Source organism: Bacillus cereus group sp. BfR-BA-01360 (assembly GCF_022663595.1).
In the GTDB taxonomy this organism is placed as follows: Bacteria; Bacillota; Bacilli; order Bacillales; family Bacillaceae_G; genus Bacillus_A; species Bacillus_A cytotoxicus.
In genome coordinates this window covers 12,892-33,448 of sequence record NZ_JAKUFV010000029.1, presented here as the reverse complement: position 1 = coordinate 33,448, position 20,557 = coordinate 12,892, and the positions used below count along the sequence as shown (strand labels likewise).

Sequence of the window (20,557 nt, the reverse complement as noted above, 5' to 3'; positions counted from 1 at the left end):
TGTTTAGAATATTCGTGATTTGAGGTGAGAGTGTGAAAATTAGACGAAGTACAAGATTAGTCGATATGACTTATTATTTGCTACAAAATCCTCGTCAGCTAGTTTCTCTCACTTTTTTTGCTGAACGGTATCAATCCGCTAAATCTTCTATTAGTGAAGATTTAGTTATTATTAAGCAAACGTTTGAACAGCAAGGGGTCGGCACATTGCAAACGATACCAGGAGCAGCAGGAGGAGTGAAATATATTCCATATATAAGTGAAGAAGAGGCGAATCTGGTTATTAGTGAACTATGTAGTTTATTTGAGAATCCAGATCGTATTTTACCAGGTGGATACTTATATATGACTGATCTTTTGAGTAATCCGCGTCATATTAATGGCGCAGGGCGTTTATTTGCTTCTGTTTTTGCAAGACAACCTATCGACGCAGTTATGACTGTAGCAACGAAGGGAATTCCACTTGCTTACGCAGTAGCAAACTATTTAGATGTACCGGTAGTCATTGCAAGGAAAGATAATAAGGTAACAGAAGGACCGACAGTTAGTATTAATTACGTATCAGGTTCATCTAAGCGAATTCAAACAATGACATTAGCAAAACGCAGCTTACCAGAAGGAGCTAATGTGTTAATTATTGATGACTTTATGAAAGCTGGCGGAACGATTCAAGGTATGATTAGCATGTTAGAAGAGTTTAAGGCGAATGTAGTCGGAATTGGTGTGTTAGTAGAATCTACAGACATCGAAGAAAGACTCATTAATAATTTTGTCTCATTGATTCGTTTGTCAGAAGTAGATATTAAAGAAAAAACAATTCAAGTGGAGAAGGGAAACTATTCACTTGTCCCATTTGATGAGGAACTTGTAGGAGCAGAATAAAAAAGGTAAGGCAAAGGGCTTTATCTTTTTTATAGTTAAAGATGCTAGTAGGCGATAGGACTTTCTGTAATAACTAAAGCTCTATCGCCTACTAGCAAGTTTCGTTCTGTTTATAGACTCATGAATTTGTGTAGGTAGGGTATTTGTATAACAATAAAAAGTTAAAGGGTGAAAAGTGATGAAAATTGTTCAAACAAATAAGGCGCCACAAGCCATTGGACCATATTCACAAGGAATTGTTGTGAACAATATGTTTTACAGTTCAGGTCAAATTCCCTTAACGGCAAATGGGGAACTTGTAACAGGAGATGTAAAAGTACAAACTGAACAAGTATTTCAAAATTTACAAGCTGTATTAGAAGAAGCTGGGGCATCATGGGATACGGTAGTAAAAACAACTGTATTTTTGAAAGACATGGATGATTTTAATGATGTGAATGAAGTATATGCATCTTATTTTTCTACGCATAAACCAGCTCGTTCTTGTGTACAAGTTGCGAAATTACCGAAAGATGTTTCTGTCGAGATAGAAGTAATTGCCCTTGTGAAATAAATCGTTGTAAGCGATATCTATTGTTAATCCTCATATTCCATTCTTTTAAAAATTTTTATCTTAAAAATTTTTAAAAAATTGGAGGAGAAATAGAAAATTTGTGGAATTTATACAAACATATCGCTTATTTAGAAAAGGGTGGTGAACACAAGATGGAAGTGACTGACGTAAGATTACGCCGCGTAAACACAGAAGGCCGTATGAGGGCGATTGCCTCTATTACTCTAGACCATGAGTTTGTTGTTCATGATATTCGTGTAATTGATGGCAATAATGGATTATTTGTAGCAATGCCAAGTAAACGTACTCCAGATGGAGAGTTTCGTGATATTGCTCATCCAATTAATTCTAACACACGCTCAAAAATTCAAGATGCGGTTTTAACTGAGTATCACCGTTTAGGCGAGTTGGAAGAGGTTGAGTTTGAAGAAGCTGGAGCTTCGTAAAATTCGAATAAAAAGGGCTCTTTTCATAAAATGAGAGCTCTATAATTTTGTAACAAACTCCTGTAATTGTTTACAGGGGTTTGTTTTTTTTTACCATTTTAACCGAGATGGTTACCTCCTCAAACTGAAAAGAAGATGGAGAAAGTTCGACTCCATTAAAATAGTATGGCTTATTTCTAAAAAAAGATACGCAAGAGTAAACCATTTTATAAGAATTATGGTAAAATTTAATAGTTATGCTGTGTTTCTTGAAATATATAATGATTTAGGATAATATCTTTAATGGATAAATAGGTTGCGATGGAGGGTCTATATGTCAAACAGATTTGCAGTGATTCTGGCTGCAGGTAAGGGCACGCGTATGAAGTCCAAGCTATACAAAGTGCTTCATCCTGTATGCGGAAAACCAATGGTACAGCATGTAGTGGATCAAGTATCTCAATTAGGATTGCAGAAACTTGTGACGGTAGTGGGACATGGTGCTGAAAAAGTACAAGAACAACTAGGAAACGTAAGTGAATTTGCATTACAAGCAGAACAACTTGGTACAGCACACGCTGTCGATCGGGCTGCTGATATCCTTGCAAATGAAGAAGGAACAACTTTGGTTATTTGTGGTGATACGCCGCTTATAACTGCAGAAACAATGGAAGCATTGTTAAAACATCATGAGGAAGCAGGAGCTAAAGCTACAGTGCTAACGGCATACATAGAAGAGCCTGCTGGATATGGTCGTATTGTTCGTAATGAAAATGGTCATGTTGAAAAAATTGTTGAGCACAAAGATGCAAATGAAGTAGAGCTAACTATTAAAGAGATTAATACAGGTACGTATTGTTTTGATAATAAAGCGCTATTTGCGTCACTTTCTAAAGTTTCAAATGATAATGCACAAGGTGAATACTACCTTCCAGATGTTATTGAAATTTTGAAAGGTGAAGGGCATATTGTATCGGCTTATCAAACGGAGCATTTTGATGAAACGTTAGGTGTAAACGACAGAGTCGCTCTATCGCAAGCGGAAGTCATTATGAAGAATCGTATCAATCATAAGAACATGGTAAATGGTGTTACAATTATAGATCCAAGTAACACATATATTTCTGCAGATGCAATTATTGGTAGTGATACAGTTATTCATCCAGGCACAATTATTGAGGGCAAGACTGTAATTGGGTCTGATTGTGAAATTGGACCACATACGGTTATTCGTGATAGTGAAATTGGAGACGGTACAACAATTCGTCAATCTACTGTGCATGACAGCAAGATTGGTACAGAAGTATCAGTTGGTCCATTTGCACATATTCGTCCAGATTCCGTTATTGGTAATGAAGTACGCGTTGGAAATTTCGTAGAAATCAAGAAAACTGTTTTTGGTAATGGAAGTAAAGCTTCACACTTAAGTTATATCGGGGATGCACAAATTGGAGAAAACGTGAATCTTGGTTGTGGTTCAATTACAGTGAATTATGATGGCAAGAATAAATTCAAAACAGTTATTGGAGATGGCGTATTTATTGGTTGTAACTCAAACCTTGTTGCTCCTGTAACAGTTGAAGATGGTGCGTATGTGGCAGCAGGCTCTACAATTACAGAGAATGTTCCATCAAAAGCATTATCAATTGCACGTGCGCGTCAAGTTAACAAAGAAGATTATGTTGATCAATTGCTGAATAAGAAAAAATCATAATGTGGAGGGTTAATCTAGATGTCAACTCAATATCTAAATTCTAATTTGAAAGTATTCTCTTTAAACTCTAACAAGGAACTTGCTGAGCAAATTGCAAAGCATATTGGAGTTGAGTTAGGGAAATGTTCTGTTGACCGTTTTAGCGATGGAGAAGTTCAAATTAACATTGAAGAAAGTATTCGTGGTTGTGATGTATTCATTATTCAATCTACAAGTTTTCCAGTAAACGAACATATCATGGAACTACTTATTATGATTGATGCATTAAAACGTGCCTCTGCAAAAACAATTAATATTGTAATTCCTTACTATGGTTATGCACGTCAGGATCGTAAAGCACGTTCTCGTGAACCGATTACATCGAAACTTGTAGCAAACTTGCTTGAAACAGCAGGTGCAACTCGTGTAATTACTCTAGATTTACACGCTCCACAAATTCAAGGATTCTTTGATATCCCAATTGACCACTTAATGGGTGTACCAATTCTTTCTGATTACTTTGAGTCCAAAGGTCTTAAAGATATCGTAATTGTGTCTCCTGACCATGGTGGTGTAACACGTGCAAGAAAAATGGCTGATCGCTTAAAAGCGCCAATCGCTATTATTGATAAGCGTCGTCCTCGTCCGAACGTAGCTGAGGTAATGAACATTATCGGTAATATCGAAGGAAAAACAGCAATCTTAATTGATGACATTATTGATACAGCTGGTACAATTACATTAGCAGCAAACGCTCTTGTTGAGAATGGTGCTTCTGAAGTATATGCTTGCTGTACACACCCAGTTTTATCTGGTCCAGCAATTGAGCGCATTGAAAATTCAAATATTAAAGAGTTGGTAGTAACGAACTCTATCGTATTACCAGAAGAGAAGAAAATTGACAAAGTACACGAACTTTCTGTTGCTCCATTAATTGGAGAAGCAATCATTCGTGTGTACGAAGAAGAATCTGTAAGTGTATTATTCAATTAATTGGATAGAATGAGACGTAACCAAATTTGGTTACGTCTTTTCGTATCGTAGAAAGAAAGTAGTGGTGGAAGAATGAAATTAATAGTAGGACTTGGGAACCCTGGTAGAGAATATGAATTAACAAGGCATAATATTGGATTTATGGCGATTGATGAACTTGCGAAGCGATGGAACATTTCTTTAAATGAACAAAAGTTTAAGGGGATGTTTGGAGCAGGTTTTGTGAATGGCGAAAAAGTGATTTTATTAAAGCCGCTTACATATATGAATTTGTCTGGAGAAAGCATCCGTCCGCTTATGGATTATTATAAGATTGATTTAGAAGACTTTATTATTATGTATGATGATTTAGATCTTCCTGTAGGGAAATTACGCCTTCGTATGAAAGGAAGTGCGGGTGGTCATAACGGAGTAAAGTCGACAATCGCTCATTTAGGAACACAAGAGTTCCAACGTATTCGTATGGGAATTGATCGCCCTAAAAATGGAATGAAGGTAGTAGACTATGTGCTAGGACGTTTTACAGCGGAAGAAATGGTAGATGTAAATCATGCTATTGAGAAAGCTGCTAATGCATGTGAGGAGTGGCTTAACAAATCGTTTCTTCAAGTAATGAACGATTTTAATAACTAATTTTATAAATTGGAATATTTTATCATGTTTTGATCCATACTAGTAGTAATTGTACCTTTAGGAGGATAGTATGGACGGACATTATTATTGTGGGCATTGTGGTTGTCACGTAGGTTCCATTACCGCAGAAAAAGTATACAGCGATGTTTTGTTTCAACTGACAGAGCAAGAAAGATTGAATATGATTCATTTTCATGAGAATGGAAATATATATATAAAAACAATTTGTGAATTATGTCAAGAAACACTTGCATCTTACCCTGAGTATTATGAATATGAAAAGTTTTTGCAATAAATCGTATCGCTTTGGCGTGTCCAAAGCATTTTTCTATTTTCTTTTTCTGAAATATTTGCATAAAAATATAGTAACTTGCTCTTTGCGTTGAGAGGAGTTTTGAAAATGATAGGATTATTAGAGCAATTTTATAAAAATAAAGAGGTTCAATCCATTATAAATGGTTTAGAAGAAGGATTAAAAGAGCAACTGGTATCAGGGATGGCAACTTCCTCCCGTTCTTTATTAATGGCTGCTTTATATAAAAAGACAAAGCAGTCTCAACTTGTTGTGACACACAATTTATATCAAGCACAAAAAATCTATGAAGACTTAGTATCATTACTTGGTGAAAAGGACGTCTGGCTGTATCCTGTGAATGAATTAATTGCATCAGAAGTTGGTGTTGCCAGCCCTGAACTGAAAGCACAGCGAATTGAAGTGTTAAATCGTTTAGCGGCGGGAGAGAATGGTATCATTGTTGCCCCTGTTGCTGGATTACGAAGATTTTTGCCTATGAAGGAGTTATGGAAGCAAAAGCAAATTGAAATCAATCTAGGGCAAGAGGTTGATTTAGATGCATTGCTTCATACTTTACATCATATTGGTTATGAGCGTAAATCAATGGTAGAGGCTCCAGGAGAGTTTAGCTTGCGCGGGGGAATATTGGATATTTATCCTTTAACAGAGGAATTGCCGTTTCGTATTGAATTTTTTGATACAGAGGTTGATTCGATTCGCTTATTCGATGTTGAAGAACAACGATCTCAAGATAAAAGAGAAAGTGTAAAGTTTGGACCAGCGACGGAGTTTGTATTTTCACCAGAAGAGTTGCGTGTAGGTATAGAGCATCTTGAAAAAGGGCTAATGAAGACGATGCAAAAATTATCTGATGACAAGATTAAGACAGCAGTATTAGAAACGGTTAGTCATGAGATAGAGTTATTAAAGAATGGTCAAAATATAGAGCAAATGTTTAAGTATTTATCTATTTTCTACAAGGAACCTGCTAGTCTAATAGATTATTTACCTGAAAACGGTGTAGTTATTTTAGATGAAATTTCACGCGTTCAAGAGACAGCATCGCATCTTGAGACAGAAGAGGCAGAGTGGTATACATCACTTCTTAGTGAAGGGGCTATTATTCAAGACTTGGTATTCTCTCATTCCTTTGAAGAATTTTTGCGCCATAAAAAAAGAAGTTTTGTGTATTTAACATTATTTTTACGTCACATTGCACATACACACCCACAAAATATTGTCAATGTGACATGTAAAACAATGCAGGATTTTCATGGGCAAATGCAACTCTTGAAAACAGAAATTGATAGGTGGAATGAGGGGCAATTTACAACAGTTATCTTAGGAACAGATGAAGAGCGTGCCAAGAAATTACAACATATATTAAGTGATTATGATATTGAGGCAGATATTATAGAATCGACAGATATATTACTTCCTGGACGTTTGCAAATTGCTGTAGGTGATTTACATGCAGGATTTGAAATGCCGATGCAAAAGCTTGTTGTCATTACAGAAAAAGAACTGTTCCATAAAAAGGTGAAAAAGTCGCGACGCAAGCAAAAGTTATCAAATGCCGAGCGAATTAAAAGCTATTCCGAACTAAAAGTTGGGGATTATGTTGTTCATGTAAACCATGGTATTGGTAAATTTTTAGGAATAGAAACACTAGAGATTAATGGTGTTCATAAAGATTACTTAAATATTAAATATCAAGGAAATGATAAATTATACGTTCCAATTGAACAAATTGATCAAGTTCAAAAATATGTAGGGTCGGAAGGTAAAGACCCGAAAGTTTACAAACTTGGTGGTAATGATTGGAAAAAGGTGAAAACAAAGGTAGAAAAATCTGTACAAGATATTGCAGATGATTTGATTAAATTATATGCAGAACGTGAGGCGTCAAAAGGATATGCGTTTACACCAGATACTGCAGAACAACGGGAGTTTGAATCTTCTTTCCCATATCAAGAGACAGAAGATCAATTGCGCTCCATTGAAGAGATTAAAAAAGATATGGAACGCAGTCGACCAATGGATCGTCTTCTTTGTGGTGATGTTGGTTATGGAAAGACAGAAGTAGCGATTAGGGCGGCCTTTAAAGCGATTATGGATGAAAAACAGGTTGCAATTTTAGTACCGACAACCATTCTTGCGCAACAACACTATGAAACAATTCGAGAGCGTTTTCAAGACTATCCGATTAACATCGGGTTATTAAGTCGTTTCCGTACTCGTAAAGAACAAAATGAAACGATTAAAGGATTGAAAGATGGGACTGTCGATATTGTTATTGGGACACATCGTATCTTATCTAAAGATGTAACATATAAAGACTTAGGCCTTCTTATTATTGATGAAGAACAACGATTTGGTGTTACGCATAAGGAAAAAATTAAGCAATTGAAGGCAAATATTGATGTTTTAACGTTAACAGCAACTCCAATTCCACGTACACTTCATATGTCTATGCTTGGAGTACGGGATTTATCGGTTATTGAAACACCGCCAGAAAATCGTTTCCCAGTACAAACGTATGTAGTGGAATATAACCCTGCACTAATTCGGGAAGCGATAGAAAGAGAACTTGCCCGAGGTGGTCAAATTTACTTCTTATATAATCGTGTAGAGGATATTGAAAGAAAAGCAGATGAAATTTCTATGTTAGTTCCAGAGGCCCGTGTAACATATGCACATGGGAAAATGAATGAAAGTGAACTTGAATCTGTCATGTTGTCATTTTTAGAGGGACAATATGATGTTCTAGTAAGTACAACAATTATTGAAACGGGCGTTGATATTCCCAATGTAAATACATTAATCGTGTATGATGCAGATCGTATGGGATTATCACAGTTGTATCAGCTTCGTGGCCGAGTTGGTCGTTCAAATCGTGTTGCTTATGCATATTTTGCATACAAGCGCGACAAAGTGTTATCTGAAGTTGCTGAGAAGCGCCTGCAAGCAATTAAGGAATTTACGGAGCTTGGATCAGGCTTCAAAATTGCAATGCGAGATTTATCTATTCGTGGTGCAGGGAATTTATTAGGAGCGGAACAACATGGATTTATTGATTCGGTTGGATTTGATCTATATTCCCAAATGTTAAAAGATGCCATTGAACAAAGAAAAGGAAAACAGGGCATTGAAAATACAATTGATGTTGAAATTGATTTAGAAGTAGATGCATATTTACCGGATAGCTATATATCAGATAGTAAACAAAAAATTATGATGTACAAACAATTTAGAGGTGTTTCTACACTTGAAGATATTGAAGAATTACAAGAAGAAATGATTGATCGATTTGGTGATTATCCGCAAGAGGTAGGATATTTATTACAAATTGCAAATATTAAAGTGTTGGCAATGAAAGAGCAGATTGAATTAATTAAACAAACGAAGTCTGAGGTGACATTCTTATTCTCGGAACAAGCAAGTCAAAATATTGATGGTGGAAAACTATTTATGCTTGGAAATAAATTTGGACGTATGATTGGACTTGGAATGGAAGGACCACACTTGAAAGTTAGTATGAAAATAAATGGATTAGAAACATCAAAATGGTTAACGATTGCTGAAAATTTATTAAAAGGCTTACCAGACGTGAAGAAAGAGACAATAAATGCTTAAAATAAAATAAAAAATGCAATTCGGCGTGCATAGAAGAACTAATGTGTAAAATACTATGTTTAACAGTTGGTGATTTTTACATGAACAGGTAATTTCACCACTTTCATCATCAGTAGAAAGAGAGGCAGCATTAGAATGAAAGCAACTGGAATCGTACGTCGAATTGATGATTTAGGTAGGGTGGTAATTCCAAAAGAAATCCGTAGAACTTTACGTATTCGCGAGGGAGATCCACTAGAAATATTTGTTGATCGCGATGGAGAAGTGATTTTAAAAAAATATTCTCCAATTAGTGAATTAGGTGATTTTGCAAAAGAATATGCAGATGCTTTATATGATAGCTTAGGACATAATGTACTCGTATGTGATCGAGATTCCGTTATTGCTGTAGCGGGGGTATCTAAAAAAGAATACTTAAATAAAAGCATCGGTGATTTAATTGAAAGGATAATGGAAGAAAGAAAGTCTGTTATTATGACAGATGAAAGTGAAATTTCAATTATTGAAGGGGTAACTGAAAAGGCTCATTCTTATACGATTGGTCCTATTGTCGCCAATGGAGATCCAATTGGAGCTGTTATCATTTTCTCGAAGGATACAGTTATAACTGAGGTAGAGCATAAAGCTGTAGATACTGCTGCAGGCTTTTTAGCTAAGCAAATGGAGCAATAAGCAATATAACCATTTATAAATAATAACCTTTCCTAATTAGAATTTTTCCTTATTAGAAAATATAACTGTTGTGTGAAGATAAATATTTATAAAAAGGGTAGCTACTTTTGCTACCTTTTTTATATTCCTCGTATATTTATTATTTTTTATCCGCTCAGGATGAGATTGTTTCAAATAGAATTCTGCTTTTTTCTTTGTGATATAATACGGAAGATGAGAATAGAAAAGGAGTTTTCTCGTATGGAAGCGAAGAAGTATCAAGCCTTTTGGCGCGGGGCAATTATATTGACAGTTGCCAGTTTTGTTACAAAAGTGTTAAGCGCCTTTTACCGTATTCCATATCAAAATATAGCGGGGGATATCGGGTTTTATATTTATCAGCAGATTTACCCCTTTTATGGATTTTGCCTAATCCTAGCTACGTATGGTTTTCCAATCATTATTTCTAAGATGATAGCGGAACGTTTGGAACAAGGTAGGCGAAAGGAAGCAGAAGAAATCATTTGTGTTTCTTTTTGGTTCTTATTAGGAATTGGTAGCCTTGGCTTTTTCACTTTATTTTTTGGTGCTCATACTATTGCGTTAGTGATGGGAGATATACAACTATATAAATTGCTGAGAGTTATTTCGTTTTCGTTTTTATTGATGCCTTTTTTATCTGTAGCAAGAGGATACTTTCAAGGATTTAATGAGATGATGCCGACAGCTGTTTCGCAGGTAATGGAACAAAGTGTTCGTGTATCTATTATTGTATTGTTATCATTATTTCTTATAGCTCATGGATTTGATTTATATACAGTTGGGGCTGGAGCAATGTTTGGATCAGTTGCTGGTGGGCTGATTGGTATGATTATACTGCTTCTTTATATGCGCCAAGATTTCCAATCAATTTTCTTGCAAAGATGGAAAAGGATTCGAAATAAAAAAGCCATAATTCGTATGCTCTTTTGGCAAGGAATTGGTATTTGTGTAAGTAATTTAGTTTTAATTTTTATTCAAATGGCAGATTCCCTCTCTTTTTATACTTTGCTTATTCATGCTGGAGAACCAGCAGAAATCGCTAAAATGTTAAAAGGGGTTTATGATAGAAGTATTCCGTTAATGCAGCTTGGGACAGTTGTAACGACATCGTTCTCGCTTTCGCTTATTCCGCTTATTACAGCGGCAAGAACAAGAGGAGATTACGTATTTATTAGAGAAAAGGTAAAGTTGGCGATAAAAATAACGATTGTCATTGGACTTGCAGCAGCAGTTGGACTAGCTTGCATTATAAAGCCAACCAATATGATGTTATTTGAGAATAGTAATGGGTCAGGTGTATTAGCGATTTTAGCTATATCCATTTTATTTAGTTCATTATCTATTACAACTGCGTCTATTTTACAAGGATTAGGGCAAACGTTAAAGCCAGCGCTTTTTGTTGTACTAGGAAGTTGTTTAAAGGTAGTACTTAATTATATATTGATGCCATATATAGGAATAGCAGGGGCTGCGATTGCAACTGTACTAGCACTTCTTAGTATCGCATTGTTAAACGGTGGTTTACTTGTTCGAATTGTAGACGAAGCACTTATTGAAAAGCGGCAATTGACGAAAGTAATGATTAGCGGTATAGGTATGGCTGTTACATTGATGGTTTTTATAAATATATTTGAAAGCTTAGGTCATATGAGCCGAATTTTTGCATCAGTTGAGGCCTTATTAGGAGTAGGAGTTGGCGTTCTTATATACGGATTTTTCATTTTGAAAATGTCTGTTTTTACAAAAGAAGAACTGGGAACTTTTATGAAGCAAGATAAAATAAAAGATTCCTTGAAGAAGAGTGGATAGAGGTGACTTCTGTGAGTGGAGTAATTACAGTGTTAGGATTAGGAGCTGGTGAGTTAGACCAGCTAACAATGGGTGTATATAAAAAGATAAAAGAAGCATCGCATATGTATGTGCGCACAAAAGAACACCCTGTGATTGAAGAATTAGAAAAAGAAGGGATTCAGTACACAGCTTTTGATCATATATATGAAGCGCATGATACATTTGAAATTGTATATGAAACAATTGTAAAAGAACTGCTAGAAAAAGCGCAAAATACGGAAATTATTTATGCGGTACCCGGTCATCCGCTTGTTGCAGAAAGAACCGTTCAATTACTATTAGAAAAGGGAAAACAAGAGCAAGTTGAGATTCGGATTGAAGGTGGACAAAGCTTTCTCGATCCGATGTTTTCTAGCTTGAAAATTGATCCGATTGAGGGATTTCAATTTGTTGATGCTACCTCATTTGAACGCGGGCAATTGGAATTGCGACACCATTTGATTTTTTGTCAAGTATATGATGTATTCGTCGCATCGGATGTAAAGTTGACATTAATGGAAATGTTGCCTGATGAATATGAGGTATATATTGTAACAGCGGCAGGGACATCTTTTGAAGAAGTGAAAAAAGTACCGTTATATATGTTAGATCATGAGACAAGGCTGAACAATTTAACGAGTGTGTATGTACCTCCAGTGAAAGAACGGAAAGTGTTGTATCAACAATTCGATGTGCTGCGCGAAATTATTGCGGAACTTCGCGGGCCAAATGGTTGCCCTTGGGATAAAAAACAAACACATCAATCCTTAAAGAAATACTTAATAGAAGAAGCATATGAAGTATTAGAGGCAATTGATGAAGAAGACGATGATCACTTAGTTGAAGAGCTTGGTGATGTATTATTACAAGTTATGCTTCATGCTCAAATTGGAGAAGATGAAGGGTGGTTCTCTATCGATGACATCATTCAAACGCTATCTGAGAAAATGGTGCGTCGTCATCCACATGTATTTGGTGAAGTAGATGTTAAAGATGAGGAGGACGTTCTTTCAAATTGGGAAGAAATTAAGAAGAAAGAAAAAGGAAATGTAAGAGAGTCTGTTTTAGCAGGTATACCGAAAGGCTTACCGCAACTAATGCGTGCTTATGAAATCCAAAAGAAGGCAGGGAAAGTTGGATTTGATTGGGCTGATGTTCAGCCGATGAAAGAGAAAGCATTAGAGGAATGGGAAGAGTTTCAACAAGAAGTAGAGAAAATGGATCGAGAAAAAATGTTAGGTGAGTTTGGTGATGTATTGTTTGCATTTGTTAATATAGCTCGCTATTATAATTTAAATCCAGAAGAAGCACTTCATGTTACAAATGAAAAATTTATGCGCCGCTTTTTATATATGGAAGCAAAAATAGCTGAGATGAATAAAGAAATACAACAATTCACATTAGAACAATTAGACGTTTTGTGGGAGGAAGCAAAACAAGTAGAGAATAAATAGGGGGAAATGAGATGCGCTTAGATAAATTTTTAAAAGTATCACGTTTAATTAAGAGAAGAACATTGGCAAAAGAAGTGGCAGATCAAGGACGAATTTCAATTAATGGACAAGTTGCAAAAGCAAGTTCAGTTGTGAAGGTAGAAGATGAACTTACAATTCGATTTGGTCAAAAAGTAGTAACTGTGAAAATAAATGAGTTAAAAGAAACGACGAAAAAAGAAGATGCTGCTAATATGTATACTGTCATTCGTGAAGAAAAAGTAAAAGCTGAAGAAGGCTTGTTCTAAATTTATTTCTCCCCTCATACATTACTATTAGCTAATATCAAGCTATGGGGGGATTCTTCGTGAATAATAGTTATTCAACTATATCTTCTAACCAGCAAAACGGGTCTGTAGAGCATGATATTATTATGCGTGGGAGACGTGTAATTGATATTACCGGTGTAAAACAAGTAGAGAGTTTTGATAGTGAAGAATTTTTGTTAGAGACTGTCATGGGGTTTTTAACGATTCGTGGTCAAAATTTGCAGATGAAAAATTTAGATGTTGAAAAAGGGATTGTATCCATTAAAGGGAAAATTTATGAGATGCTTTATATTGATGAGAATCAAGGGGAGAAAGCTAAAGGCTTCTTTAGTAAGTTGTTTAAATGAGTCTAACGGTGCAATTGTATACAATGCTTTCGATGATTGGGATGGGCGCTTGGATTGGTGCGTCTTTAGATACATACCAACGTTTTTTAAAACGCCAACAGCGTAAACGATGGATTGTATTTATGAATGATATACTATTTTGGATTGTCCAAGCACTATTTGTCTTTTATATATTATTACTTGTAAATGAAGCAGAACTGCGTGTTTATGTATTTGTTGCGTTACTATGTGGTTTTGCTGCATATCAAAGTCTACTGAAATCATTGTACATGAAGGTATTGAACTTTCTCATTTACATTTCTATGCAAATGATTCAATTTGCTATTCAAATGATTAAACAGCTCTTGATCAAGCCGGTTGTTGTCATGACGCAGCTTATGATTGCACTTATATTATTTTTATTTCGCATGCTACTTTCTGTCGGACATGTTTTATGGAAGTTCTTGACTTTAATCGTACTTTTTGTGTGGAAAGTTTTTTTCTGGCCTTTTCGATTTATTGCGTCACTCATATGGAAACTTCTCCCTAACCATGTTAAACTTTTTATAGAGAAATATGCGGGACTCCTAGAATATTTGAAGAAATGGAAAGAATATATTTTCAAGATATGGAGGCAGCTAAAACAGAAGTTAGGGGGACCTCGGAAATGAGGGAACTGAAACAAAGAGTGATTGAAAAAAAGAATCCAAATTCTGTAAGGGAACATATAATACAAACAAATGACAACAGGAAGCGACTTTATCGCCGTTTAACGGTTTTTCTTGTTTTTGCTTTTACAATTATTGTAAGTGTTAGTGTAACATTTTATCAGCAAAATAGTTCTATTAAAGCTCGAGAAGCAAAGGTTGAAGACATGAAGAAGGAATTGGAAGCACTAACGAAGGAAGAAAAAAAATTAAAAAGTGATATTCAAAAGTTGAATGATGAAGAGTATGTTTTAAAGATTGCTAGAAGGGATTATTTCTTCTCTGGAAAAGGAGAGATAATTTTTCCTGTTTCTAAGTAGAGTATGTCTTATTGACACTATATTTTAGGATTATATATAATAAAGTAAAATTTGACTTTTTAACCACTAAGGAGGAGCATTTTTTTTATGTCAATTGAGGTAGGCAGCAAGTTACAGGGTAAAGTAACAGGTATTACAAATTTTGGGGCTTTTGTGGAGCTGCCAGAAGGCTTAACAGGTCTTGTTCATATTAGTGAAGTTGCTGATAATTATGTAAAAGATATTAATGATCATTTAAAAGTTGGCGACGAAGTAGAAGTAAAAGTTATTAATGTTGAAAAAGATGGGAAAATTGGCCTGTCTATAAAGAAAGCTAAAGAACGTGAAAAAACTGAGGGCGATCGTCCACGCGGTGAACAACGTTCTGGACGTCCACAACGCAATCGCTCTTTTAACAGAGATAACCGTGGTAATGATAGCCGCAACCAGAAAGAAACGTTTGAGCAAAAAATGGCACGCTTTTTAAAAGATAGTGAAGATCGATTAACTTCTTTAAAGCGTAATACAGAATCTAAACGTGGTGGCCGAGGCGCGCGTCGCGGATAAAACCATTTTATTTCTAACATATAGAGAGGTGCCCGGGGTAATTTACTTAGGGCGCTTTTTTATATGAATATATTTGTGAAAAAAAGAATAAAAAACTTTTTCAAATATGTTGACTTTGAAATGAATTTGATATAAGATACTAATTGTCCGTTAAATAAGACGACATGGCGGTGTAGCTCAGCTGGCTAGAGCGTACGGTTCATACCCGTGAGGTCGGGGGTTCGATCCCCTCCGCCGCTATATTTTAATTTAACGGCCCGTTGGTCAAGTGGTTAAGACACCGCCCTTTCACGGCGGTAACACGGGTTCGAATCCCGTACGGGTCATCTAAAAAAAGATCATGCAAATTTGCATGATCTTTTTTTTATAAATATATTCGATAATTCTACAAAAACACCATTTAATTTCAGGAAAAAATTTATTTTCTATTTTATTTTTTTGGCTATTTGTATATATATAGGTTTATTTTGAATAAAAAGTCGAACGATTATGAGGAGAATATCTGTTGTTTTGACAAAAATCCTAAACATCATCTTTTATAATGACAATAATTAAACTATGCAGGTGGTGTTAAAAATATGCCTAAAGCAGGACGGGATACAATGAATACAAGTGTATTAGCGATGGGTGATGGTCAGTTTAGCGCAATAAGGTGGACAAGTAAGGTGAGGATGAAGTTGGAGCATGTATTCTTTAGATGGGGGTTTGTAATCGTTTTAATCGGCTTTCTTTTAGGACGAGCATATATATTAACGAATATTTTACCATTCGCATTACCGTTTTTTGCTGCTGTATATGTAATGAAACGAGATAAGATGGCACTTGCGTTTTTAGCTCTTATGGGTGGAGCGCTTTCTGTTTCGATAGATAATTTACTTTTTACTTTTTCATCTATTTTTACTTTCTTCATTTATAATATCTTCTTTAAGCGATTTACACGCAAAACTGTTGGACTTGTACCATTTCAAGTTTTTATCTCCGCATTAACCGCACATCTTATTGTTGTTTATTTCGCACAACAAACAGTTACCATGTACGATTTGCTTGTAAGTACAATAGAAGCAGGACTTAGTTTTGTATTGACGATGATTTTTTTACAAAGCGTTCCGTTGTTAACAGAAAGAAGGGGAAAGCAACAAGCCTTAGAAACCGAAGAAATTGTTTGCTTGATTATATTATTAGCGTCTGTACTTACAGGTACAACAGATTGGTTTATTTATGACGCTTCTATTCAGCATATTTTTACGAGATATTTAGTATTATTGTTTGCCTTCGTTGCAGGAGCAGCGACTGGTTCAACAGTGGGTGTTGTAACTGGATTGATATTAAGTTTGGCGAATGTATCCAGCCTATCCCAACTTAGTTTATTAGCCTTTTCTGGATTGCTTGGAGGATTGTTAAGAGAAGGAAAGCGAATTGGAGTAAGTTTAGGGTTATTGATTGGTACAAGCTTAATTACATTGTATGTAGATAAACAAACAAGTATTATTACAACGTTAATAGAATCCGGTATAGCAATTGTGTTGTTTATGTTAACACCAAAAACAATAATAGATCGAATTGCTAAGTTTATGCCAGGGACACAAGAACATTCGCAGGATCAGCAGCAATATTTACGGAGAATGCGTGACGTTACAGCAAATAAAATTAATCAGTTTGCAAATGTATTTTCCGCATTGTCAAATAGTTTTTCGGTGTATGGATATGTAGGAGAAGAAGATAAAGAGGAAGAAGCAGATTTGTTTTTAAGTACCGTTACTGCGAAAACATGTCAAACTTGTTTTAAGAAAGATCAATGTTGGGTTGTGAATTTTGATAAGACGTACGATTATATGAAACAGATTATGGACGAAACCGAGGCTGGGACACTTCAACATAATCGTAAATTAGTTCGTGAGTGGGACAAGTATTGTGTAAGAGGAAAGAAAGTGACGGATTTAGTAGGGAGTGAATTAGATCATTTTTATGAAGGGCAAAAATTGCGAAGACAAATGAAGGAAAATCGTAGAATTGTTGCGGAGCAGCTACTAGGTGTTTCAAAGGTCATGGAGGACTTTGCGAAAGAAATTCAGAAAGAAAGAGAGAATCATCAAGCACAAGAAGAACAAATTTTACAAGCATTACGAGATTTTGGTGTTGAGATAGAGCATGTGGATATTTATTGTTTAGATAGGGGAAGTATCGATATTGAAATGATGATTCCAGCTATGTCTAACGAGCATGGAGAATGCGAAAAGTTAGTTGCCCCAATGCTTTCTGATATTTTAAAAGAGAATATTGTTGTTAAACATGAAGAGCGATCTGCTTATCCAAATGGTCATAGTCTTATCTCATTTGGGTCTGCAAAAACATTTTCACTTGATACAGGACTTGCCACAGCAGCTAAGGGGGGAGGATTTGTATCTGGAGACTCTTATGCAATGATGGATTTAAGTGTAGGAAAATATGCTCTAGCCATAAGCGATGGAATGGGTAATGGACAAAGAGCTCATATGGAAAGTAAGGAGACGGTAAAACTACTACACAAAATATTGCAATCTGGTATTGATGAGGAGATTGCAATTAAAGCTATTAATTCGATTCTTTCTTTAAGAACAACTGAAGAAATGTTTACGACGCTTGATTTAGCTATGGTAGATTTGCGAGATGCGAGCGCTAAGTTTTTAAAAATTGGTTCAACACCAAGCTTTGTGAAGCGTGGAAATAACATTATAAAAATAGAAGCAAGTAATTTACCGATGGGGATTATTGAGGATGTTGAAGTAGATGTTGTAGGTGAACAACTAAAAACAGGGGATATTCTCATTATGATGAGCGATGGGATTTTCGAAGGGGCGCAACATGTTGAAAATCATGAAGTATGGATGAAGCGTAAAATTAAAGAGCTGCAAACAGATGATCCACAAGAGATTGCTGACATTATTATGGAAGAAGTCATTCGCTCGGGTGATGGGTATATTCATGATGATATGACAATTGTAGTTGCAAAGGTGAAGAAAAATATGCCAAAATGGGCTACAATTCCCATTGTAGGTATGCAGGCGCAATAGTAAATTGTCGTAAGGCCTAGAAGCTCTAGGCCTTTTTGTATGAGAGAAATATGGTTTTTATTGTAATAAAGGATGTAAGATAAAAAATGATTTTTGTACATCTTTTTTTTGCACAAAGTTTGTAAAAGTTGTACCATTATAATCAAGGTAAAGTATGTTATTGTTTGGCTTTAATGAAGGGTGAATGCGAAGTTGAAAAATTCATTTGTTGAAAAAGTGGATAGATTTGCAAAGCAGCATGGTGTATTAGAGGAACATTCAACCATTGTTGTAGGAGTTTCAGGAGGACCTGACTCCTTAGCTCTACTATATTATTTGTTAGAAAAAAGAGAAGCGAAGAATTTAACAATTGTTGTCGCGCATGTAGATCATATGTTTAGAGGAGATGAATCCTACGAAGATTTACAATTTGTAGAAAATCTTTGCCATGAACTTGGGATTCTTTGTGAAACGATAAGAATTAATGTTTTGCAATATCAACAGCAACATGGAATGAATGCGCAGGTAGCTGCAAGGGAATGTCGATATGCATTTTTGGAAAGAATAATGAGGAAATATGATGCAGGATATGTCGCGCTTGGTCATCATGGAGATGATCAAGTAGAAACGATTCTGATGCGTCTCGTGCGCGGGAGTACTCCGCAAGGATATGCTGGTATTGCTGTGAAGCGCCCTTTTCATAATGGATATTTAATTAGGCCTTTATTGGCAGTGACAAAGGAAGAAATTTTAGATTACTGCGACCAGTTAGGCATTATGCCGCGTATAGATTCAAGTAATAAAAAAGAAGTATATACAAGAAATCGACTACGTAAGTATGTTTTGCCTTATTTAAAAGAAGAAAATCCTCAGGTGCATGAGCACTTTCAAAAATTTAGTCAGCTTATGCAAGAGGATGAGGCCTATTTGCAGGAATTAGCTTTTGAAAAGATGAATAAAGTAATTACGAAAAAAAGTGATAAATATCTTGTCTTATCAATTCCTGCCTTTGAATCCTTGTCTATGCCTTTACAAAGGAGAGGGATTCAACTAATATTAAACTATCTTTATGAATATAAGATTCCATCTTCGCTTTCTTCTATACATATTGACAAAGTAATTGCGTTTTTCAAACGGATACAACCATCAGGATCGCTAGATTTCCCAGAAGGTTTAAAAATTGTTCGTTCATATGAAGAATGCAGTTTCCGATTTGAACAAGAAATTGTTACCCCTTTTTCTGAAGTTTTATCCATACCTGGTGCAGTTACATTAGCGAATGGAGATAAGCTTATAGCAGAAGTAATAGAGGAAATACCGAGTGACATGAATGAAATGGTATTTGTCGCTAAGTATAATGATATGTCATATCCTCTTTTGGTTCGCTCTCGAGAAAATGGAGATCGTATGTCAATACAAGGTATGAGCGGCACAAAAAAGATAAAAACTATCTTTATCGAAGCGAAAGTACCAAAGGAAAAAAGAGAAGAATGGCCGATTGTTTGTGATGCAAGTGGAAACATTATTTGGGTTCCCTTGTTGAAACGATCTGCATTTGCTATTTCGCCAAAAGTAGCAAACAAAGATAAATATATAATTATTCACTACAAAAGCAAGGAGTCTTCCGGGAGGATAATGAAATGATGAATCAAGATATTGAAAAAGTATTAATTTCTGAGGAGCAAATACAGGAAAAGGTGCGCGAACTAGGTGCAATCATTGCGGAGGAGTATAAGAATACCGTACCTCTTGCAATCGGTGTATTAAAAGGGGCAATGCCTTTTATGGCAGATTTATTAAAGAGAACAGATACATATCTTGAAATGGATTTTATGGCTGTATCTAGTTACGGTCATTCTACAGTTTCAACAGGTGAAGTGAAGATTTTGAAAGACCTTGATACTTCTGTAGAAGGTCGCGATATTTTAATCGTTGAAGATATTATTGATAGCGGTCTGACATTAAGCTACTTAGTAGATTTATTCAAATATCGTAAAGCAAAATCTGTAAAAATTGTTACGCTTCTAGATAAGCCAACTGGTCGAAAAGTAGACCTTAAAGCGGATTATGTTGGATTTACTGTTCCACATGAATTTGTTGTAGGCTACGGTTTAGATTATAAAGAGCAATATCGTAATCTGCCTTATGTAGGAGTATTAAAACCAAATGTTTACTCAAATTAATTAAATACAGGCGTTATAATTGTATAGGAAAGTTTTTCTATGTTACGATTTA

The 20,557-nt window shown here is 35.5% G+C and carries 19 protein-coding genes and 2 tRNA genes; all 21 read left to right on the top strand.

The features are described 5' to 3' along the window. Nucleotides 1-32 precede the first annotated feature (32 nt). The 21 genes from purR to hpt all read left to right on the top strand — a co-directional run bounded on the left by purR (nt 33) and on the right by hpt (nt 20,505). Nucleotides 33-881: a pur operon repressor gene (gene purR / locus MR056_RS19560; RefSeq protein WP_011983186.1), complete on the top strand. Its 849-nt coding sequence runs from the start codon at nt 33-35 to the stop codon at nt 879-881. A 178-nt stretch (nt 882-1,059) separates the two neighbouring features. Beyond that, complete coding sequence (locus MR056_RS19555) at nt 1,060-1,434, top strand: RidA family protein (RefSeq protein WP_011983187.1); 375 nt, start codon at nt 1,060-1,062, stop codon at nt 1,432-1,434. Nucleotides 1,435-1,586: 152 nt separating this feature from the next. After that, nucleotides 1,587-1,880, top strand: a complete 294-nt coding sequence (gene spoVG / locus MR056_RS19550; RefSeq protein ID WP_000454042.1) for a septation regulator SpoVG — start codon at nt 1,587-1,589, stop codon at nt 1,878-1,880. Between the two features lie 313 nt (nt 1,881-2,193). Further along, nucleotides 2,194-3,573, top strand: coding sequence for a bifunctional UDP-N-acetylglucosamine diphosphorylase/glucosamine-1-phosphate N-acetyltransferase GlmU (gene glmU, locus MR056_RS19545; protein WP_011983188.1), 1,380 nt, complete (start codon nt 2,194-2,196; stop codon nt 3,571-3,573). Nucleotides 3,574-3,591: 18 nt separating this feature from the next. Beyond that, nucleotides 3,592-4,545, top strand: a complete 954-nt coding sequence (locus MR056_RS19540; protein WP_011983189.1) for a ribose-phosphate diphosphokinase — start codon at nt 3,592-3,594, stop codon at nt 4,543-4,545. A gap of 72 nt (nt 4,546-4,617) precedes the next feature. Then, the gene (pth, locus tag MR056_RS19535; RefSeq protein WP_011983190.1) at nt 4,618-5,178 is read left to right on the top strand and encodes an aminoacyl-tRNA hydrolase; all 561 of its coding nucleotides are present in this window, start codon (nt 4,618-4,620) and stop codon (nt 5,176-5,178) included. A 70-nt stretch (nt 5,179-5,248) separates the two neighbouring features. Continuing rightward, nucleotides 5,249-5,473, top strand: coding sequence for an anti-sigma-F factor Fin (locus MR056_RS19530; RefSeq protein WP_011983191.1), 225 nt, complete (start codon nt 5,249-5,251; stop codon nt 5,471-5,473). Between the two features lie 105 nt (nt 5,474-5,578). Continuing rightward, complete coding sequence (gene mfd / locus MR056_RS19525) at nt 5,579-9,109, top strand: transcription-repair coupling factor (protein ID WP_011983192.1); 3,531 nt, start codon at nt 5,579-5,581, stop codon at nt 9,107-9,109. Nucleotides 9,110-9,244: 135 nt separating this feature from the next. Beyond that, the gene (spoVT, locus tag MR056_RS19520; protein WP_011983193.1) at nt 9,245-9,781 is read left to right on the top strand and encodes a stage V sporulation protein T; all 537 of its coding nucleotides are present in this window, start codon (nt 9,245-9,247) and stop codon (nt 9,779-9,781) included. A 240-nt stretch (nt 9,782-10,021) separates the two neighbouring features. Next, nucleotides 10,022-11,611, top strand: a complete 1,590-nt coding sequence (locus MR056_RS19515) for a putative polysaccharide biosynthesis protein (RefSeq protein ID WP_011983194.1) — start codon at nt 10,022-10,024, stop codon at nt 11,609-11,611. A gap of 11 nt (nt 11,612-11,622) precedes the next feature. Continuing rightward, nucleotides 11,623-13,086: a bifunctional methyltransferase/pyrophosphohydrolase YabN gene (yabN, locus tag MR056_RS19510; RefSeq protein WP_011983195.1), complete on the top strand. Its 1,464-nt coding sequence runs from the start codon at nt 11,623-11,625 to the stop codon at nt 13,084-13,086. An 11-nt stretch (nt 13,087-13,097) separates the two neighbouring features. Further along, the gene (locus MR056_RS19505) at nt 13,098-13,373 is read left to right on the top strand and encodes an RNA-binding S4 domain-containing protein (RefSeq protein WP_011983196.1); all 276 of its coding nucleotides are present in this window, start codon (nt 13,098-13,100) and stop codon (nt 13,371-13,373) included. A 59-nt stretch (nt 13,374-13,432) separates the two neighbouring features. Further along, nucleotides 13,433-13,741 (top strand): sporulation protein YabP, encoded by a 309-nt coding sequence (gene yabP / locus MR056_RS19500; protein WP_011983197.1) that lies wholly within the window; start codon nt 13,433-13,435, stop codon nt 13,739-13,741. Continuing rightward, on the top strand, nt 13,738-14,391 hold the full coding sequence (yabQ, locus tag MR056_RS19495; RefSeq protein ID WP_041809349.1) for a spore cortex biosynthesis protein YabQ: 654 nt from the start codon (nt 13,738-13,740) through the stop codon (nt 14,389-14,391). The genes yabP and yabQ overlap by 4 nt, the downstream gene beginning before the upstream one ends. Beyond that, nucleotides 14,388-14,747: a cell division protein DivIC gene (gene divIC / locus MR056_RS19490; protein WP_011983199.1), complete on the top strand. Its 360-nt coding sequence runs from the start codon at nt 14,388-14,390 to the stop codon at nt 14,745-14,747. Before yabQ ends, divIC begins: the two co-directional genes overlap by 4 nt. Nucleotides 14,748-14,834: 87 nt before the next feature. Then, complete coding sequence (locus MR056_RS19485; RefSeq protein ID WP_011983200.1) at nt 14,835-15,293, top strand: S1 domain-containing RNA-binding protein; 459 nt, start codon at nt 14,835-14,837, stop codon at nt 15,291-15,293. Nucleotides 15,294-15,459: 166 nt separating this feature from the next. Then, nucleotides 15,460-15,533, top strand: a tRNA-Met gene (locus MR056_RS19480). 14 nt (nt 15,534-15,547) lie between these two features. After that, nucleotides 15,548-15,619, top strand: a tRNA-Glu gene (locus tag MR056_RS19475). A 252-nt stretch (nt 15,620-15,871) separates the two neighbouring features. After that, entirely contained in the window at nt 15,872-18,343 is a 2,472-nt protein-coding gene (gene spoIIE, locus MR056_RS19470; protein ID WP_140388374.1) for a stage II sporulation protein E, read from the top strand. A gap of 192 nt (nt 18,344-18,535) precedes the next feature. Next, nucleotides 18,536-19,966 (top strand): tRNA lysidine(34) synthetase TilS, encoded by a 1,431-nt coding sequence (gene tilS, locus MR056_RS19465; RefSeq protein WP_011983202.1) that lies wholly within the window; start codon nt 18,536-18,538, stop codon nt 19,964-19,966. Next, nucleotides 19,963-20,505, top strand: coding sequence for a hypoxanthine phosphoribosyltransferase (gene hpt / locus MR056_RS19460; RefSeq protein WP_048721181.1), 543 nt, complete (start codon nt 19,963-19,965; stop codon nt 20,503-20,505). The genes tilS and hpt overlap by 4 nt, the downstream gene beginning before the upstream one ends. The last annotated feature ends 52 nt before the right edge of the window (nt 20,506-20,557 follow it).

Excerpts from the sequence above, each read along its gene's own strand:
- yabQ (WP_041809349.1), top strand. The coding sequence starts at position 13,738 with ATGAGTCTAACGGTGCAATTGTATACAATGCTTTCGATGATTGGGATG.
- spoVG (WP_000454042.1), top strand. The coding sequence starts at position 1,587 with ATGGAAGTGACTGACGTAAGATTACGCCGCGTAAACACAGAAGGCCGT.
- MR056_RS19505 (WP_011983196.1), top strand. The coding sequence starts at position 13,098 with ATGCGCTTAGATAAATTTTTAAAAGTATCACGTTTAATTAAGAGAAGA.
- spoIIE (WP_140388374.1), top strand. The coding sequence starts at position 15,872 with ATGCCTAAAGCAGGACGGGATACAATGAATACAAGTGTATTAGCGATG.
- MR056_RS19555 (WP_011983187.1), top strand. The coding sequence starts at position 1,060 with ATGAAAATTGTTCAAACAAATAAGGCGCCACAAGCCATTGGACCATAT.
- MR056_RS19485 (WP_011983200.1), top strand. The coding sequence starts at position 14,835 with ATGTCAATTGAGGTAGGCAGCAAGTTACAGGGTAAAGTAACAGGTATT.
- spoVT (WP_011983193.1), top strand. The coding sequence starts at position 9,245 with ATGAAAGCAACTGGAATCGTACGTCGAATTGATGATTTAGGTAGGGTG.
- pth (WP_011983190.1), top strand. The coding sequence starts at position 4,618 with ATGAAATTAATAGTAGGACTTGGGAACCCTGGTAGAGAATATGAATTA.
- MR056_RS19530 (WP_011983191.1), top strand. The coding sequence starts at position 5,249 with ATGGACGGACATTATTATTGTGGGCATTGTGGTTGTCACGTAGGTTCC.
- divIC (WP_011983199.1), top strand. The coding sequence starts at position 14,388 with ATGAGGGAACTGAAACAAAGAGTGATTGAAAAAAAGAATCCAAATTCT.
- MR056_RS19540 (WP_011983189.1), top strand. The coding sequence starts at position 3,592 with ATGTCAACTCAATATCTAAATTCTAATTTGAAAGTATTCTCTTTAAAC.
- glmU (WP_011983188.1), top strand. The coding sequence starts at position 2,194 with ATGTCAAACAGATTTGCAGTGATTCTGGCTGCAGGTAAGGGCACGCGT.
- MR056_RS19515 (WP_011983194.1), top strand. The coding sequence starts at position 10,022 with ATGGAAGCGAAGAAGTATCAAGCCTTTTGGCGCGGGGCAATTATATTG.
- hpt (WP_048721181.1), top strand. The coding sequence starts at position 19,963 with ATGATGAATCAAGATATTGAAAAAGTATTAATTTCTGAGGAGCAAATA.
- mfd (WP_011983192.1), top strand. The coding sequence starts at position 5,579 with ATGATAGGATTATTAGAGCAATTTTATAAAAATAAAGAGGTTCAATCC.